This is a genomic window from Cupriavidus pauculus, assembly GCF_008801835.1.
Lineage (GTDB): Bacteria > Pseudomonadota > Gammaproteobacteria > Burkholderiales > Burkholderiaceae > Cupriavidus > Cupriavidus pauculus.
In genome coordinates this window covers 224,852-242,715 of record NZ_VZOW01000003.1, presented here as the reverse complement: position 1 = coordinate 242,715, position 17,864 = coordinate 224,852, and the positions used below count along the sequence as shown (strand labels likewise).

Here is a 17,864-nt window from a genome sequence, read left to right as displayed (position 1 = left end):
ATCGCACGGCGCAGATGGAAGCGCCAAGCGAGACCGCAGCGATCTCGCGGGCTCCGCATAGACAGCGGCGGCCCGCGCTGGTGAAGGTGGCAGCCATTGCTCAAGGCACAACCGCAAGCCATGCCTTGAGCCGGAAAATGGTGTGGCCGTCCGGGTTTGACAATTGATCGTCACGCCCTGGCGCGCGAAGGTCGGCCCCATATCCGGGCCGCATGAAGTGAAATCCGCGCACCTCCGCCAAAACCTGCATTGAAGTTCGCGCCCATGAGATTCTCCATGGGCGCGAATTACCTTTTCGGGTTCTTTCGATGTTCGAACGATCTTGTTCGAACCATCTTTTGATCGAATTCTCTTTCGATCTGTTTCTGATCGACGGCCGGCGGGACGGCGGTTTCAACGTCCAGGCTCACCCCAAGATGCGCGATCGGCTGCGCGGCCCAAGGCGTATCCGCGCGCCACTCCCGTCAATCGAAATCGACCCATACGCATTCGCGACAAGCATTCGCGAAACGCGGATACGCAGCGATTCCCAACAGTTGCTAGCCGACGATGCGCAGCGAGTAGTCCGTGGCGCGCACGTCCTTGGTCAGCGCGCCTACCGAAATGCGATCCACGCCGGTTTCAGCATACGCACGGATCGTGTCGTAGTTCACGCCCCCCGAAACTTCCAGCAGCGCGCGTCCACGATTGATCTCAACGGCCTCGCGCATCATGTCGATCGTGAAGTTGTCGATCAACACCGAAACCGCGCCAGCGTTCAACGCTTCTTCCAGTTCGGCAATCGATTCGACCTCGATCTGCACGGTCGCATCGCTGTCGAGCGCCAGCGCCGCGCGCATGGCCGCCGTGATGCTGCCAGCCGCCGCGATATGGTTTTCCTTGATCAGAATGCCGTCGTAAAGGGCAAGGCGCTGGTTCTCGCCTCCACCAATCCTGACCGCGTATTTCTGCGCCAGACGCAGGCCTGGCAGCGTCTTGCGCGTGTCGAGCACACGTGCGCGCGTATCGGCAATCAGGTCGGCATATCGGCGCGTCGCCGTGGCCACGCCCGAAAGCAACTGCAGGAAATTCAGCGACGGGCGTTCGGCCGTCAACAATGCGCGCGCGGGGCCGGTAATTTCGCACACCACGTCGTCAGGCGCCATCCGCGCGCCCTCTTCCATGCGCCAGCGAACCTGCAGCCGCGTATCGACGGCCGCCATGCACGCTTCAAACCACGGCTGGCCGCACAGCACCGCGTTTTCACGCACGATCACGCGTGCCTGCACAATCTTGTCGGCCGGGATCAGCAGGCCGGTCAGATCTCCGCTTCCCACATCCTCGGCAATGGCCGCGTTGACGTTGGCTTCCAGCGCGGCGCGCAACGCCGGGCCGTAGCTGTCGAATACCGAATTCACGCTCATGCCGGACCCACTCCCTGAAACAACGCCGATTCCTTTGCGAGATCCGCGGCAGGCCTTACATTGGCCTTCTGCTGCGCGGCGAAGTCGAGCATACGGTCGATACACGTAACAGCGCGTCGACCAATGTCCGCATCGACGTGGATTTCGTTGCGGCCGGATTCCAGCACTTCGGCGAGATTGCCGAGCGCATTCATCGCCATCCACGGGCAATGCGCGCAGCTTTTGCATGTCGCGCTGTTGCCAGCCGTCGGCGCCTCGATAAACAGCTTGCCGGGTGCGGCCATGCGCATCTTGTGCAGGATGCCGTTATCGGTGGCGACGATGAATTCGGTGGCGTCGAGTTGCTGGGCCGCGGCGATCAACTGGCTGGTCGAGCCCACCACATCGGCCTGCTCGACCACATTGGCCGGCGATTCCGGGTGCACCAGGATCTTGGCGCGCGGATGTTCGCGGCGCAGCAGATCCAGTTCGATGCCCTTGAATTCGTCATGCACCAGGCACGAGCCCTGCCACAGCAGCATGTCGGCGCCGGTCTGCTTCTGGATGTAGCTGCCGAGGTGCTTGTCCGGGGCCCACAGGATCTTTTCGCCGCGCGCGTGCAGATGCTCGACGATCTTCAGCCCAATACTCGACGTGACCATCCAGTCCGCGCGCGCCTTCACGGCAGCGCTCGTATTGGCATAGACCACCACGGTGCGATCGGGATGCGCATCGCAAAACGCAGTGAATTCGTCCGCCGGGCAGCCGAGGTCGAGCGAGCAGGTGGCATCCAGATCAGGCATCAGGATGGTCTTCTCGGGACTGAGAATCTTGGCGGTTTCCCCCATGAAACGCACGCCCGCTACCACTAGCGTCTGCGCCGCATGGTCCCGTCCGAAGCGCGCCATTTCGAGCGAATCGGACACGCAACCGCCGGTTTCCTCGGCCAGGTCCTGCAGATCTGCATCGACGTAGTAGTGCGCCACCAGCACCGCATTGCGCGCTTTCAGAAGCTTGCGGATCCGGTCCTTGAGGGCGCTGCGTTCGTCGGGCGACAGCACGGGAGGCACCTTGGCCCACGCATGGGCAACGCAGCTGCCGCCGTCGGCATGTTCGGCATCCGCCAAGTTCGGCTTTTCGAACTCGACAGTCTTGATCGTTTGTGGGGTCATTTGTGCAGTACTCCTCGGGGCGCCCATCGGCTGCCGCGCTCAACTGCGCGGTCTGTGCCGGAAACATGGGGGAGTGTAGCGAAAAGAAAAGCCCCGCCTGGGGCGGGGCTTTGTAGCCATGACGGGCGCGCTGCCGATTGTATCAGGCGTACCGGCGCAGGCGCAGCGAAAAGTCCTGCAAAGCCTGGATGCCGCTCGCTTCAGCGCGGTGGCACCACGCTTGCAGCTGGGCCAACAGTTGCTCGCGCGTCATATTCGAACGGCCCCAGATCACGGCCAGTTCGCGACGCATTTCCACATACGTGTGCAGCATCTTGTTCTGCTCGGTGATGCTGGCAAGCTGCTGGCGCTGCGGCGCCGCGAGCTTCACTTCCTCGCGATGGAACCACTTGCGCGCCGGCTTGTAGCTCTTGTACTCGGGCGAACGGCCTTCCTTGTGCTTGCGCAGCTCGGCGCGATATGCGGACTTCAGCGCCTTGGCGTAGCGGGCCATCACGTCGTAACGATTGGCGATGATCGCTTCAAGCGTGTTGTGGTCCACGGGCCGGGCTTCCACCAGGCGGGCCTTGGGCGGCGTCTTCTTGACCTTTGCCAGGCCCACCGACTGCATCGCGCGGATATACCACCAGCCCACGTCGATTTCGTACCACTTGATCGAGAACTTGGCCGACGTCGGATACGTGTGGTGGTTGTTGTGCAGCTCTTCGCCACCGATGATGAAGCCCCACGGCGACACATTGGTCGACGCGTCTTCGCAATCGTAGTTGCGGTAGCCCCAGAAGTGGCCCAGGCCGTTGATGATGCCGGCGGCATGGATCGGGATCCACAGCATCTGCACGGCCCACACGGACATGCCGACCAGGCCGAACAACGCCAGGTCGATGATCAACATCAGGCCCACGCCCTGCCAGGTGAAACGCGAATACAGATTGCGCTCGATCCAGTCATTGGGCGTGCCGTGGCCGAACTTGCTGATCGTTTCGGTGTTCTTGGCCTCCGCGCGATACAGTTCGGCGCCTTCCAGCAGCACCTTGCGGATGCCGCGCGTCTGCGGGCTATGCGGATCGTCTTCGGTTTCGCACTTGGCGTGATGCTTGCGGTGAATGGCGGTCCATTCCTTGGTCACCATGCCCGTGGTCAGCCAGAGCCAGAAACGGAAGAAATGCTGGGCAATCGGATGCAGATCCAGCGACCGGTGCGCCATGCAGCGGTGCAGGAAGATGGTCACGCCTGCGATGGTGATGTGCGTCATCACGAGCGTGTAGATCACGATCTCCCACCAGGACCAATTGGCAAGGCCGTTCGCGGCCCAGTCAAGAATAATGTCGAACAAACTATGTTCTCCGTCGTAAAACGAATGGTTGCAGCGCGCCACCAGCGTGGGGCGCACCTGTCGCGCAGAAAAAGGCCTGCGAAGTCAGCGATTGCGATAGCTTTCTGGCGCTGGCGCAATCCTGCGAAAGTGGCAGGGAGCCGGGCCGAGGTACGAACCGCTGCAATCTGGCGGTTGTCTGGTGTGGGGCTGCAGGATGTCGGTATACACCCGCGACAACCCGGCATTGTACCGAATCGCAACAGGGTAGACATCCGCTTTTTCCCCCACTTTGATGCACTCTGTTGAACTTCGTTCCCGCAGGTGATGCCGGAACGACTTCGTTCGCGCGTCAGCTTGCCGCTTGCGGGCCAGCCGGGAGTGATGTGGGCGCCTCGTTCAAGACGCGGAGTTCGCGCTGCGGATAGGGGATCGACACGCCATGTTGCTGGAACGTGCGCCAAATCGCGCGATTCATGGCCGATTGGACGCCCAGCTTGCCGTTTTGGGGATCGGCGATATTGACCGCGACTTCGTATTCGATGCCGCTATCGGCAAAGGCCACGAGAAAGGCCGAAGGCTGAGGAGCGGGCAGCACACGTGGAATATCGCGCACACAATCCTGCAGCAGGCCGATGACTACTTCGGGGTCGGATGCGTAGTCGGCCTGCACCCGCACCGCCACCCGGACATTGGTGCCCGAGAACGAATGGTTTTGCACGGACTGCGCCACGAGTTGCTCGTTCGGCACCAGGGTCTCGCCATCGCCGTTGCGCACGACCGTGTAGCGCGTGCGGATCTGCGACACGATGCCCGTGTACTTGTCCACCGTGATCTGGTCGCCCAACTTGACCGAGCGATCGAGCAGGATGATGAAGCCCGAGATGTAATTGCTGGCGATCTTCTGCAAACCCAGACCAAGACCCACGCCGAGCGCGCCGCCGAACACCGACAGCACGGTCAGGTCGATCCCCACCAGCGACAGGCTCAGCAGCAGCGACACCAGCAGCAGCAGCGCCTTGGAAATGCGCGTCAACACCACCTTGAGGTTCGCGTCGAGGGTGGGTGCGCCCATCAGACGGTCTTCGAGCCACGACCCGAACCACATCGCCACCAGTACGGTGAGCAGAATCCACACCACGCCCAACAGTGCGTCGGCCACGCTGATCGGGTGCTTGCCGCCTACCGAAAAGCGCATGCTTTCCATCCAGGCGATGACATCGGGCAGCACGCCGACCACATACAGCGCCATGGCGATCCACACCGTCGTGGTCAGCACCTTCTCCACCAGCACCAGCATGCCGTGCAACTGGCCTGTGGCGGACATTCCGCGCCGCAGGATGTAGAACGCAACATAAAGCGCCGCGATGCCGAACAGCGGCACCAGCGCCAGCCGCAGCACGCTGACCGAGGCAAAGGGCGCGAGGCCGTAGCGCGCGGCCAGTACCAGCAGCCAGCCGAACAACGGGAACATGGCGCGTTCCAGGCTGACCGTTGCAAAGCGCAGCGCGAAGCTCGACGACGCGTGTCGCGCTTCGAGCCGCTTGACCACCTGACGCGCCAGTGGCCATGCAATGACCAGACACGCCGCCAGCACGCCGATCTGCCAGAAGAAGCCCTGGCCGTTGGTGTCGTGGATCAGGTCATCGAGCATGCGGCCCAGTACCGAATGGGACTGGGTCAGCGCCGCCAACGCGTTCGGATTCATCGGTTCGCTTTCTGTCCAGATCCGCGCTTAACGCGTCCGCTCCAAGACCGCGGCGAAGAAGCCGTCGGTCTGGTGGATATGCGGGAACAGCGCCAGCATGCCGCTTTCGGCCGGCAATTCTGGCACCGTGATCTTCTGCTCGGCCAGCACCTCAGCCACCGGCACGAGCCGGAAGTTTTCGTTCTTGGCGAGGAAGTCGCGCACGATCGCTTCGTTTTCGGCTTCCAGCACGCTGCACGTGGCGTAGACCACGCGACCGCCGCCCTTCACCAGCTTTGCGGCCGCCTCAAGGATCGCCGCCTGCTTGGCCGTCAGCTCGACTACCGATTCCGGCGACTGACGCCATTTGAGATCGGGATTGCGACGCAATGTCCCAAGTCCGCTGCACGGCGCGTCGACCAGCACGCGGTCGATCTTGCCGGCCAGGCGCTTGACCTTGGCGTCGCGCTCCGAATCGATCAGCACCGGATGGACGTTCGACAGCCCGCTGCGCGCCAGGCGCGGCTTCAGATTGGCGAGGCGTTTTTCCGACACATCGAAGGCGTAGAGCCGACCGGTCGATCGCATGGCCACGCCGAGCGCCAGCGTCTTGCCGCCCGCGCCCGCGCAGAAGTCGACCACCATTTCACCGCGGCGCGGCGCCAGCAGATGACATAGCAACTGGCTGCCTTCGTCCTGAACCTCGACACCGCCGTTGATGAACAGCGGCAGCTGGTTCAGCGCGGGCTTGCCTTTGAGCCGGATGCCATCGGGCGCCATGGGCGTCGGCTCGGCCGCGATGCCGGCGTTGGTCAGTTCGGCCAGCGCCTCTTCCTTCGACACCTTCACGGTATTCACCCGCAGATCCAGGGGCGCCGGACGCAGCCACGCATCGCCCAGCGCGGCGGTGAACGCTTCGCCGTGCCGCGCGACGAGATCGTCGTAAAGCCATTCGGGCAGGTTCGCGCGCACGCGCGGCGCCAGGCTCGAGCGCTCGATCGTCGTCAGGCGATCGAGCCACTCGGCTTCGTCCGGATAGAGGAACGGCGACAGCGTGTCGCGCCCCAGCGTTGCGGCAAGACCGAGCAGAGCCAGGCGGCGCGTGGCCGACCCCGTGCCACTTTCGGCAAATTGACCAAATTCGACGCGTCGACGCAACACGGCAAAAATTGCTTCTGCGATGATTCCGCGGTCGCGGTGGCCGAGTTTGCTATTTTCACGGAAGTAAAAGCTCACCACCGCATCGGCGGGCCGCGCGAACAGCAGCACCTTGCCCAGCAGCCGGTCGATGTGCTGCAGATGGAAAGCCTGCAGCCCGCCCGGCGTGCGCGGCGTGGCGTCTGCGCCATGTGCTCGGGGCTGACGAATCGGACTGCCCTTGCCTTTGCTGCCACGCGAACGCTGGCGATTGTCCTGGGGTGTTGCGGAATTGCGACTCATGGCTGTTTTCCTGCCGTTGCGGGCGAGTTGGCCATGAACCATTGGGGCTCGGCCGGTTGAACTTGAACGATACCGCGCTGCACGTGCAGACGATCCTCGACGAACCAGCGCACAGCGCGCGGGTAAATGACATGTTCGCTATCGAGCAAACGATCGGCCAGCGACTCAGGCGTGTCGCCAGGCAGAACATCAAGCGCGGCCTGTATCACGATCGGGCCGTGATCGAGTTCCGGCGTAACGAAGTGCACCGTGGCGCCGTGCAGTTTCACGCCTGCCTCCAGCGCTTGGCGGTGCGTATGCATGCCGGGGAAACTCGGCAGCAGCGACGGATGGATATTGAGCATCCGCTGCGCGTAATGGGCCACGAATTCCGCCGTGAGAATACGCATGAAGCCGGCCAGCACCACCAGATCCGGTTGATAGGCGTCGATCGCGTCGCGCATCGCGGCGTCGAAACTGGCGCGATCGGCAAACTGTTTGTGGTCCACCACGCCCGTGGCAATGCCATGGTCGGCAGCGAATTTCAGGCCCGAAGCGTCGGGCCGGTTCGACAGCACCGCCGCCACGCGCGCCGGCCATCGCTCGGCTGCGCAGGCCCGGACGATCGCTTCCATGTTGGAGCCGCGCCCGGAAATCAATATGACAATATTTTTCATCGCCGCGATTCTACCGCGCCGCAGGGTAAACGCCCGCAAACCGTACGCATTAGGCACTTAATTACCCCGAAACGTACACCGGGCAACGTTTTCACGTTCAAATGCAACGCGAAATACCCAAGTGCCATGGATTGTGACGCGCACCCCGCTCTGTTAGAGTGGGTCCTACGTCCACGCGCTGCTTCTCCAGAAGACGGTGACAACAAGGACGAAACGGGAAATTAGACGGGAATACGCATGTCGAACGCTGCACCGACTCTGTTGGTGGTCGATGATCATCCTATGGCTCTTTCCGGCACCACCGCATTTCTTGCGGAGGTGATGCCCGACGTCGCAGTCCACGCTGCCGGTAGCGCCAAGGAGGCTCTCCATACGCTGAATCAGGGACTTCGTCCCGATATCGTGCTGCTTGATATCTGGCTTAATGACGGCACTGGCTTCGATGCCATGCAGGCCTTCAAGACCGTGATTCCGGCCGCGCGCTTTATCTTCATGTCCGCCGAAGCCACACCGGAAATCGTGGGACGCGCCCGCGCGCTGTCCGCCTGCGGTTTCGTCGGCAAGCATCTGGACGCCAACGCCTTCACCGCCGCGGTACGCAAGGTGCTGGCCGGCGATACGAGCTTTCCGTCGGACGAGGCCCTGTCCGGCCGATCGCAATCGTTCGGCCCGGCCCATGGCATTCCTGTCACGCCCGCCGAACTGGGCCTGACGCCGCGCCAGGGCTCGGTGCTGGCGTTGGTGCTGGAAGGCCTGCCGAACAAGGTCATCGCGCGCAAGCTGGGGCTGACGGAAAACACCGTCAAGGAACACGTTTCGGCCATCCTGCAACGCTTGCGCGTGCGCACGCGCATGCAGGTGATGTCGCGCATGGAGCGATTCCGCCTGCGGCAGTAACGCGCGTCGCGGCAGCGGCGGAACACCACGCCGCTTCCCCGCTCTACCACTCCGTCTTGCAACGATGCCCCGCGGCGCCTGCGCCGATGGCGGCGTTTGCCTGCGCTGCCGGTTTTGCGCCGTGCGCGAGGCCAAGAGTTATCAGCGTCAGGCTGGTTGCAGCCAGCGCCGCAACAACATCCGCAGATTGGCCGGATCCACCGGCTTGGGCAGCACGAAGTATCCGGCGTCCTCGGCGGCCAGCAGCGCAGCCGATTTCAGGTCGCCCGTCAGCAGCGCGCTGCGCGCCTGCGGTTGCGTGGTCTGCCAGCGTTCCAGCAGATCCAGGCCGTTTTCGTTGCCGGGCAAGCGCAGGTCGCAGAAGATGATGTCCGGCTTCAGGCCCTTGGCGAACAGCGCATCGGCTTCCTGGCCATGCGCGGCGCATGCCACGCGGATTCCCCACGCTTCCATCAGCGCGATCCACGCCTTGCGGATCTGGCTGTCGTCGTCCACCACCAGCACCGTGCCGCGCAGGCGGTCCTGGCGCGCATCCTCGGCCCGCGCATTGGCGCGCATGGCGCGCACGCTGGCCACGGTTTCGGCCGGCACGGGAGCCAGCGCAAACCAGAATACCGAGCCCTTGCCCGGCACCGAACGCACGCCATACGTCCCGCGCATCAGGCGCACGCATTCCTTGAAGATCGCCAGGCCCAGGCCGAGTCCCTGCGACGGATCGCGCTGGGGGTTATGCACCTGGTAGTACGGCGAGAAGATCTCCGGCAGATGCTCGGGCGTGATGCCGGCGCCGGTGTCCCACACTTCGACGCGCACATGTTTGCGACGCTGGCGCGCGGTGACCAGAATGCCGCCGCGCTTGGTATAGCGCAGCGCGTTCTGCACGAGATTGAACAGCGCCCGCCGCAACAGCACCGGTTCGGCCATCGCGTAAAGCTCGTCGGGCACACGCGGGGTCAGCGTCAGCCCGCTTTCGCGCGCATCGGCGGCAAACTGGCTCATCACGTCGTGGATCAGCGCGTTCAGTTCGCAGGGCTCCAGCGTCGGTAACACCTTGCGGCCCTCGAGCTTGGAAAGGTCGAGCAGCGAGCGGAACAGCAAATCGATGGTCTGCGTGCCGGCGGCCACCTGCTCAACCAGAGGATGCAGCGAACTCGACTGGTTGCGCGCGCGCAGCGCTTCCACCAGCATGACCAGCGCGTGGACGGGCTGGCGCAGATCGTGGCTGGCGGCGGCCAGGAAGCGCGATTTTTCCTCGCTGGCGTGCAGCGCGCGCTCCTTTTCTTCCTGGAACTGTTTTGCCAGCCGCCGGCTTTCCGATTCCAGCTGGATGGCCCGCACCAGCGTGTGCTGCAAATTCAGCGAATGGCGCGCCAGCATCAGCGCGTAGATCACCAGCAGGATCTGCACGAAGCCGCCGTGCTGCGGGAACGCAAAGTCGGCCAGCATGATGTTGGGCACCAGGATCGGCACGCCGGCAAACACCAGGTTGGACGGGATGGGCGATTGCGAAGTGGCGCCGCCCGCCAGCACGCCCAGCGTCAGCAAGTACAGCACGCTCGAAAACACCACGGAGTTGGTGTACAGATGCAGCAGCGCCGAACTTCCCCACGTCAGGCCGGTGAGAAAGGCAATCGCGCGCATGTTGTTCCACCACTTGCGCGTGTGCGCCGAGCGGCTCATTTTGCCGATGTCCCGCTGGTAGCCGAAGTAGAACCAGCTGCCGCCCGCGGTGAGCATCAGCATGATCGCGCACCACGCCAGCAACGCGGCGTGGCTGGCGTGATTCCAGAAGGCACAGGCGGTCAGCGCCGGCAGCAGGACGGACGATGCGATGGCCGTGGGCGACACCCGGTGCACGGTGGCCAGCAGCTTGGCCCGTGTCTCGGTGTCCAATTGCGGACCGGGCGGCAGGATCTTGTTGAGCAGCGCGTTCAAGTGTGGCCTGGCATGTAAGGCGACGACAATCGGCTGAAGGAGCCGCGTCTCGGCGGCAACCGTTGCAGTATTCGCGCGGTTTTTGTTCTGAATCGCGCATATCATGCCGATTTTTGCGGCGCTGCGCCATTACCGGGTGGGCGGATCGGCCACAAATTCGCCATTTGTGGGCAGCCGACCAACACCGGCACCACGCCGGCGCCGGGGAAACTGCCAATCGGGCGGCAAGTGTGGCCATTCGCCTTATAATGCTCGCTTTCCCTAAAACGCTCGTCCGCCGTCCTCGTGAAAGTCTTCCGCGGCCTGCCCAACGCCGAAAGCCGGGCGCCCTGCGCGCTCACCATCGGTAATTTCGACGGTGTGCATCGCGGCCACCAGTCGCTGCTGGCGCGCGCGCGCGCCGCCGCCGACGCGCGCGGCCTGCCGCTGTGCGTGATGACGTTCGAGCCGCATCCGCGGGAATTCTTCTCCCCCGAACACGCCCCGACCCGCATCGCCCTGCTGCGCGACAAGCTCGACGCCCTGCGCCGCAATGGCGTCGATCGCGTGGTCGTGGAGCACTTCAACGCCCACTTCGCCGCGCAATCGCCGCAGGCCTTCGTCGAAAACGTCCTCTGGCACGGGCTGCACGCGCGGTGGATCCTGGTGGGCGACGACTTCCGTTTCGGCGCCAGGCGCGCGGGCGACTTTGCCTATCTGCAGGACGCGGGCCGCCAATTCGGCTTCGATGTCGAGCAAATGGGTTCGGTGTCCGAGGGCGGCATCCGTATTTCCAGCTCGGCGGTGCGCCAGGCCTTGGGCGATGGCGATCTCGAACACGCGCGTCGCCTGCTGGGCCACGGCTACGCGATCAGCGGCCATGTGATCCATGGACGCAAGCTCGGCCGCAATCTCGGCTTCCCGACGCTGAACCTGAAGATTTCGCACAAGCGCCCGGCCGTCAATGGCATCTTCGTGGTGCAGGTGCATGGCCTTGCCGAGCATCCGCTGCCAGGCGTGGCAAGCATCGGCGTACGCCCCACGGTGGAAGACGCCGGCCGCGTGCTGCTGGAAGTGCATCTTTTCGACATCAATGAAAACCTCTACGGCAAGCTGGTCCGGGTGGAATTCATGAAGAAGCTGCGCGACGAGATGCGCTACGACTCGCTGGACGCCCTCACCGCCGCGATCGCCAAGGATGCCGAGGACGCGCGTGCGTTCTTCGGCATCGCCTCGCCGGGCGCGAGCGGCGGCCGGCGCGACTTTGCCACTTCCGCTACGGATCGAATTAGCTAGCGGCCGGCGGCTCGCCAGATGCGCGCCGCCGGGGCCCGCCCTGCCTTGCTCCGAAACCGACACGCGCGCGGCGGTCATCTACCGGCCGCGCCTCACGAATTGCCCTGAGAATCGAACATGTCAGACGACAAACGCGCCAAGCCTGAAAAAAGCAAGTATTCGGTCAACCTGCTGGACACGCCGTTCCCGATGCGCGGCGACCTGCCCAAGCGCGAGCCGCTGTGGGTCAAGCAGTGGCAGGACAAGCAGATCTACAAGAAGATCCGCGCGGCGCGCAAGGGCGCGAAGAAGTTCGTGCTGCACGACGGCCCGCCGTATGCCAACGGCGACATCCACATCGGCCATGCGGTCAACAAGGTCCTGAAGGACATGATCATCAAGGCGCGCGGCCTGACCGGCCTGGACGCCGTCTACGTGCCGGGCTGGGACTGCCATGGCATGCCGATCGAAATCCAGATCGAAAAGCAGTTCGGCAAGGGCCTGCCCGTGCAGGAAGTCCAGGCCAAGGCGCGCGCTTACGCGACGGAACAGATCGCCCGCCAGAAGAAGGATTTCGAACGCTTGGGCGTGCTGGGCGACTGGGACAATCCCTATCTGACCATGAACTTCAGCAACGAAGCCGACGAGCTGCGTGCGCTGGGCAAGATCATGGAGAAAGGCTACGTGTTCCGCGGCCTGAAGCCCGTGAATTGGTGTTTCGACTGCGGTTCGGCACTGGCTGAGGCGGAAGTCGAGTACAAGGACAAGGTCGATCTGTCGATCGATGTCGGCTTCCCGTTCGCGGAACTCGACAAGCTGGCCCATGCGTTCCACGTGCCGTTGGCGCAGCTGCAAGGCAAGCCGGGCTGGATCGTGATCTGGACCACCACGCCCTGGACGATTCCGTCGAACCAGGCATTGAACATGCATCCGGAAGTGGAATACGCGCTGGTCGACACGCCGCGCGGCTTCCTGATCCTGGCCAAGGATCGCGTCGAGGAGCAGCTGAAAACCTACGCGCTGGAAGGCACCATCGTGGCCACCGCGCGCGGCGATGCGTTGACCGAAGTGCGCTTCCATCACCCGCTTGCCAAGATGGACGCGGGATACGCGCGCACGTCGCCGGTCTACCTGGGCGACTACGTGACCACCGACACTGGCACCGGCATCGTCCATTCGGCGCCGGCCTACGGTGTGGAAGACTTCCAGTCATGCAAGGCGCACGGCATGCCCGATGCGGACATCATCAGCCCAGTGATGGGCGATGGCGTCTACGCCAGCACGCTGCCGTTGTTCGGCGGACTGTCGATCTGGGATGCCAACCCGAAGATCGTCGAGGTGCTGCGCGCCTCGGGCAACCTGTTCAACGCCCATAAGTACGAACACAGCTACATGCACTGCTGGCGTCACAAGACGCCGATCATCTATCGCGCTACGTCGCAGTGGTTTGCCGGCATGGACGTGGATCCGGCCGACAACGGCCCGACCCTGCGCGAGACCGCGCTGGCGGGCATCGAGGCCACCGAGTTCTATCCGTCGTGGGGCAAGCAGCGCCTGCACAACATGATCGCCAACCGCCCGGACTGGACGCTGTCGCGCCAGCGCCAATGGGGCGTGCCGATGGCGTTCTTCGTGCACAAGGAAACCGGCGCGCTACACCCGCGCACACCCGAGTTGCTCGAGGAAGTGGCCAAGCGCGTCGAACAGCACGGCATCGAGGCATGGCAATCGCTCGACCCCAAGGAATTGCTCGGCGACGAAGCCGCGCAGTACGAAAAGAACCGCGACACGCTCGACGTCTGGTTCGATTCGGGCACGACCCACTGGACCGTGATCCGCGGATCGCACCGCGACGAACTCTACGATCCGTCGGCCGACACCCCTGACGGCCGTCTGGCGGACCTGTACCTGGAAGGCTCGGACCAGCATCGCGGCTGGTTCCATTCGTCGTTGCTGACCGCATCGATGCTGTATGGCAAGCCGCCGTACAAGGCGCTGCTCACGCACGGCTTCACGGTCGACGGCGAAGGCCGCAAGATGTCGAAGTCGGTCGGCAACACGGTCGCGCCGCAGGACATCTCGAACAAGATGGGCGCCGAAATCATCCGGCTGTGGGTGGCGTCGACCGATTACTCGGGCGAGCTGTCGATCTCGGAGGAGATCCTCAAGCGCGTGGTGGAAGGCTATCGCCGCATCCGCAACACGCTGCGCTTCCTGCTGGCCAACCTGACGGACTACGACCACGCCCGCGACGCACTGCCGGCGTCGGAATGGCTTGAGATCGACCGCTACGCAGTGGCGCTGACCGAGCGCCTGCAAAAGGAAGTCCTGTCGCACTATCAGGCCTACGAATTCCACCCGGTGGTGGCCAAGCTGCAGACGTTCTGCTCCGAAGACCTGGGCGGCTTTTACCTCGATGTGCTGAAGGATCGCCTCTACACCACGGCAGCCGATTCGAAGGCGCGCCGCGCCGCGCAGAATGCGCTGTACCACATCACGCAGGCGATGCTGCACTGGATGGCGCCGTTCCTGTCGTTCACGGCCGAGGAAGCCTGGCAGATCTTCGCGCACGGCACCGAACACACGGACACGATCTTTACGAGCACCTACTACGACATCCCGTCGGTGGACGATGCGGACAACCTGCTGATGAAGTGGCACGAGATCCGCACCGTGCGCGCCGAGGTCACGCGCCAGCTGGAAGCCGTACGCGCCGAGGGCGATATCGGATCGTCGCTGCAGGCGGAAGTCACGATTGCCGCGGGCGGCCCGGTGCTGAGCGCACTGCAAAGCCTGGAGGACGATTTGCGCTTCGTGCTGCTGACGTCGGCCGCCAAGGTCACGCCGGCGCCGGAAGGCGGCGATCTGATGGTGACCGTCACGCCTTCGCAGCATGCCAAGTGCGAGCGCTGCTGGCACTATCGCGCCGATGTCGGCCACAACCCCGAGCACCCGACGATTTGCGGCCGCTGCGACAGCAACCTGTTTGGCGCCGGTGAACATAGGAGCCACGCCTGATGGCAACGTCTTCCACGCGCTCCGCGCGCTCAACTCCGGTGCGCAGCAAGGGCAAGGGCAAAAGCAACGTCACGCCGTGGCTGTGGATGGCCTTTGCGCTGCTGGTCGTCATGATCGACCAGTTCTTCAAGATCCTGATCTCGCGCTCGTTCCAGTACGGTGAATCGCGCCCGGTCACGAGCTTCTTCAATCTCGTGCTGGTCTGGAACAAGGGCGCGGCGTTCAGCTTCCTTGCCGACGCGGGCGGCTGGCAGCGCTGGTTCTTCACGGTGCTGGGCGTCGCGGTGGGCAGCTTCATCGTCTGGCTGCTGTATCGCCATACGGGCCAGAAGCTGTTCTGTCTGGCGGTGTCGTTGATTCTTGGCGGCGCGGTGGGCAATGTGGTCGACCGTGTCATCTACGGTCACGTGATCGACTTTCTCGATTTCCACCTGCGCAACATGCATTTTCCGGCGTTCAATGTCGCCGATTGCGCGATCACGGTAGGCGCGGTCCTGCTGATCGTCGACGAGTTACGGCGCGTTCGCCGGCACTGACGGCGACATCGTCGGCGTTGATTGACGGCGGTGATTGACGGCAAATTCTTGCCGCCGGCAATCTCCGCCTTCCCGTTCTCCCCTTTTTCGTTTCTTCCGGCAGCAACTTTCCCGGTCCACCTCTGGCGCGCTCCGGCGGCCCACGCCTGCCCGGCACATCCATCGCGCCAGCGGTATCATGCGGAACTCAAGTTTCCTCGAGAGCGTTCCCCATGGATTTGCGCGGCAAGCACATCGTTCTTGGCCTCACCGGCGGCATTGCCTGCTACAAGTCGGCCGAACTGGTCCGGCTTCTGACCAAGGCCGGCGCCACCGTACAGGTGGCGATGACCGAGGCGGCGACGCATTTCATCACGCCCGTCACGATGCAGGCGCTGTCCGGCCGACCGGTATTCCTTTCGCAATGGGATGCGCGCGTGGACAACAACATGGCGCATATCGACCTCTCGCGCGAGGCCGACGCCATCCTGATCGCGCCGGCTTCCACCGACTTTCTGGCCAAGGTCGCCAACGGGCTGTGCGACGACCTGCTCACCACGCTGTGCATCGCGCGCGAATGCCCGCTGCTGGTCGCGCCCGCGATGAATCGCCAGATGTGGGCCGCCGCGCCCACCCAGCGCAATGCCGCGCAACTGCGCGCTGACGGCGTGGCGATTCTGGGGCCGGGAACCGGCGACCAGGCCTGCGGCGAAATCGGCGACGGCCGGATGCTCGAACCGGAAGAAATCGTTGAGGATCTCATTGCGTTCTTCCAGCCGAAGCCGCTTGCCGGCAAGCGCGTACTAATCACGGCGGGCCCGACCTTCGAGGCAATCGATCCGGTGCGCGGCATCACCAATCTGTCGTCGGGCAAGATGGGGTTCTCGATTGCCCGCGCCGCGCGCGAGGCCGGCGCCGAGGTGCTGCTGGTGGCCGGGCCGACCGCGCTCGGCACACCTCGCGGCGTGGTGCGGACCGATGTGCGCAGCGCCCAGCAGATGCACGATGCGGTGATGGCCCAGTTGCGCGAGGTCGACGTGTTCATCGCCGTGGCTGCCGTGGCCGACTGGCGGCCCGCCGCAGTCGCGCAGCAAAAGCTCAAGAAAGCCAACGACAGCGACACGCCCACGCTGCAGTTCGTACAGAACCCAGACATCCTGGCGGCCGTGGCCGCGCGTGCTGACGCGCCCTACTGCGTTGGCTTTGCTGCCGAGAGCGAGAACCTGGAGCAGTACGGCGAACAGAAACGCCAACGCAAGGGCGTGCCGCTGCTGGTCGGCAATATCGGACACCATACGTTCGGTCTCGATGACAACGAGATCGTGCTTTTCGATAGCCACGGCATGACGCGCCTGCCTCGCGCCGACAAGCTTTCCCTGGCGCGCCAGCTCATCAACGCCATCGGCCAGCGGCTGCCGCGCAAGTCCACATAACGTCCTTATTGCGTGCCGTGTCTGCTGCCATGAGCCAAACTCGTCCCAAGTTGCGACTGTCGGTCCTCGACCAGAGCCCCGTCATCCACGGCCATAGCGCGCGCGACGCGCTGGCGGCCACTGTCGACCTCGCCCAGATGGCCGACGCGCTCGGCTATACGCGCTACTGGTGCGCCGAGCACCACGGCCTGCACGGCGTATGCAATCCCGCGCCGGAAGTCATGCTGGCGCGCCTGGGCAGCGTTACGCAGCGCATCCGCCTGGGCTCCGGCGGCGTGATGCTGCCGTACTACAGCCCGTTCAAGGTTGCCGAGCAGTTCCGCATGCTCGAAGCACTGTTTCCGAACCGCATCGACCTGGGCGTGGGCCGCGCACCCGGCGGCGACATGCGCACGGCGCAGGCGGTGGCAATGGGGCAATACAATCGCGGCGATCAGTTTCCGCAGCAGGTGCAGGACCTGTCGTTCCTGTTGCGCGGCGATGTGCCGCCCGACCATCTGGCCGAAGGCGTGCTGCTGCAACCGGCAATCGACACGCGGCCCGAGCTGTGGGTGCTGGGATCCAGCAATTTCGGCGGTGCGCTGGCCGCGCGGCTAGGTCTGCGCTTCGCCTTTGCGCACTTTATCAACGCGCATGGCGGCCACGCCGTGGCGCGGCAGTATCGCGACGATTTCAACGCCGGCTACCACGATGCGCCGTATAGCGCCGCCGCGGTCTTCGTGATCTGCGCCGACACCGAAGCGCAAGCCGCGATGCTGGAAAGCGCGGTGGACATCCGTCGCCTGCAGATGGCCTACGGCGTGAACGCGCCGATTCCGTCGCTGGCGCAGGCGGCGGACTTTACGCCCAGCGAGCGCGACCGTCTGATCATCGAACGCGAGCGGCCGCGCACCATTTGCGGCACCCCGGCCCAGGTGGCCGAACGCATGCTGAGCCTGCGTGATCGGTTCGCCGCCGACGAGTTGATTGTGCTGAGCGTGACAGCGTCGTACCAGGCGCGTATGCGCACCTACGAACTGCTGGCCGACGCCTTCGACCTGGCGGCATAGGCGCCGGCGATTCGGGCGCCACAGCGCAGCGCCGAAGTGCTGAATCGGCAGGGGCGCCACGGTATCATGCCGCCTTTGTCCGATTAACGCGCCAGCGCATTGCAGGAAACATAT

General features: G+C 64.1%; 13 protein-coding genes. 6 read left to right on the top strand and 7 right to left on the bottom strand.

All coding sequences use genetic code 11. The features are described from left to right. Positions 1–539: 539 nt before the first annotated feature. The 6 genes from nadC to purN form a co-directional block, all read right to left on the bottom strand. On the bottom strand, positions 540–1,403 hold the full coding sequence (gene nadC / locus F7R19_RS05600) for a carboxylating nicotinate-nucleotide diphosphorylase (protein WP_061952859.1): 864 nt from the start codon (positions 1,401–1,403) through the stop codon (positions 540–542). After that, positions 1,400–2,554, bottom strand: a complete 1,155-nt coding sequence (gene nadA, locus F7R19_RS05595) for a quinolinate synthase NadA (protein ID WP_150979603.1) — start codon at positions 2,552–2,554, stop codon at positions 1,400–1,402. The genes nadC and nadA overlap by 4 nt, the downstream gene beginning before the upstream one ends. Positions 2,555–2,696: 142 nt before the next feature. Next, positions 2,697–3,887, bottom strand: coding sequence for a DesA family fatty acid desaturase (locus tag F7R19_RS05590; protein ID WP_061952960.1), 1,191 nt, complete (start codon positions 3,885–3,887; stop codon positions 2,697–2,699). A gap of 331 nt (positions 3,888–4,218) precedes the next feature. Beyond that, a complete protein-coding gene (locus F7R19_RS05585; protein ID WP_150979602.1) occupies positions 4,219–5,574 on the bottom strand; it encodes a mechanosensitive ion channel family protein in 1,356 nt (451 codons plus the stop codon). Between the two features lie 27 nt (positions 5,575–5,601). After that, on the bottom strand, positions 5,602–6,993 hold the full coding sequence (locus F7R19_RS05580) for an RsmB/NOP family class I SAM-dependent RNA methyltransferase (RefSeq protein WP_061952865.1): 1,392 nt from the start codon (positions 6,991–6,993) through the stop codon (positions 5,602–5,604). Further along, complete coding sequence (gene purN, locus F7R19_RS05575; RefSeq protein ID WP_061952867.1) at positions 6,990–7,649, bottom strand: phosphoribosylglycinamide formyltransferase; 660 nt, start codon at positions 7,647–7,649, stop codon at positions 6,990–6,992. Before purN ends, F7R19_RS05580 begins: the two co-directional genes overlap by 4 nt. Before the next feature lie 237 nt (positions 7,650–7,886). Here purN and F7R19_RS05570 point away from each other — a divergent pair, with 237 nt between their 5' ends. Beyond that, positions 7,887–8,546 carry a response regulator gene (locus tag F7R19_RS05570; protein ID WP_150979601.1) on the top strand — a complete coding sequence of 220 codons (660 nt, stop codon included), beginning with the start codon at positions 7,887–7,889 and terminating at the stop codon, positions 8,544–8,546. A 147-nt stretch (positions 8,547–8,693) separates the two neighbouring features. Here F7R19_RS05570 and F7R19_RS05565 read toward each other — a convergent pair whose 3' ends face one another. Then, positions 8,694–10,481, bottom strand: coding sequence for an ATP-binding response regulator (locus F7R19_RS05565; protein ID WP_061952871.1), 1,788 nt, complete (start codon positions 10,479–10,481; stop codon positions 8,694–8,696). A 285-nt stretch (positions 10,482–10,766) separates the two neighbouring features. On the opposite strand from F7R19_RS05565, the gene F7R19_RS05560 reads away from it, so the two are divergent. From F7R19_RS05560 to F7R19_RS05540, 5 genes are all read left to right on the top strand, one after another. Beyond that, positions 10,767–11,756, top strand: a complete 990-nt coding sequence (locus tag F7R19_RS05560) for a bifunctional riboflavin kinase/FAD synthetase (RefSeq protein WP_150979600.1) — start codon at positions 10,767–10,769, stop codon at positions 11,754–11,756. A gap of 117 nt (positions 11,757–11,873) precedes the next feature. Next, positions 11,874–14,753 carry an isoleucine--tRNA ligase gene (gene ileS, locus F7R19_RS05555; protein WP_061952875.1) on the top strand — a complete coding sequence of 960 codons (2,880 nt, stop codon included), beginning with the start codon at positions 11,874–11,876 and terminating at the stop codon, positions 14,751–14,753. After that, positions 14,753–15,289 (top strand): signal peptidase II, encoded by a 537-nt coding sequence (gene lspA, locus F7R19_RS05550; RefSeq protein ID WP_150979599.1) that lies wholly within the window; start codon positions 14,753–14,755, stop codon positions 15,287–15,289. The genes ileS and lspA overlap by 1 nt, the downstream gene beginning before the upstream one ends. Before the next feature lie 212 nt (positions 15,290–15,501). Next, complete coding sequence (gene coaBC / locus F7R19_RS05545) at positions 15,502–16,701, top strand: bifunctional phosphopantothenoylcysteine decarboxylase/phosphopantothenate--cysteine ligase CoaBC (RefSeq protein WP_150979598.1); 1,200 nt, start codon at positions 15,502–15,504, stop codon at positions 16,699–16,701. A gap of 29 nt (positions 16,702–16,730) precedes the next feature. Continuing rightward, positions 16,731–17,750, top strand: a complete 1,020-nt coding sequence (locus F7R19_RS05540; RefSeq protein WP_150979597.1) for an LLM class flavin-dependent oxidoreductase — start codon at positions 16,731–16,733, stop codon at positions 17,748–17,750. Positions 17,751–17,864 lie beyond the last annotated feature (114 nt).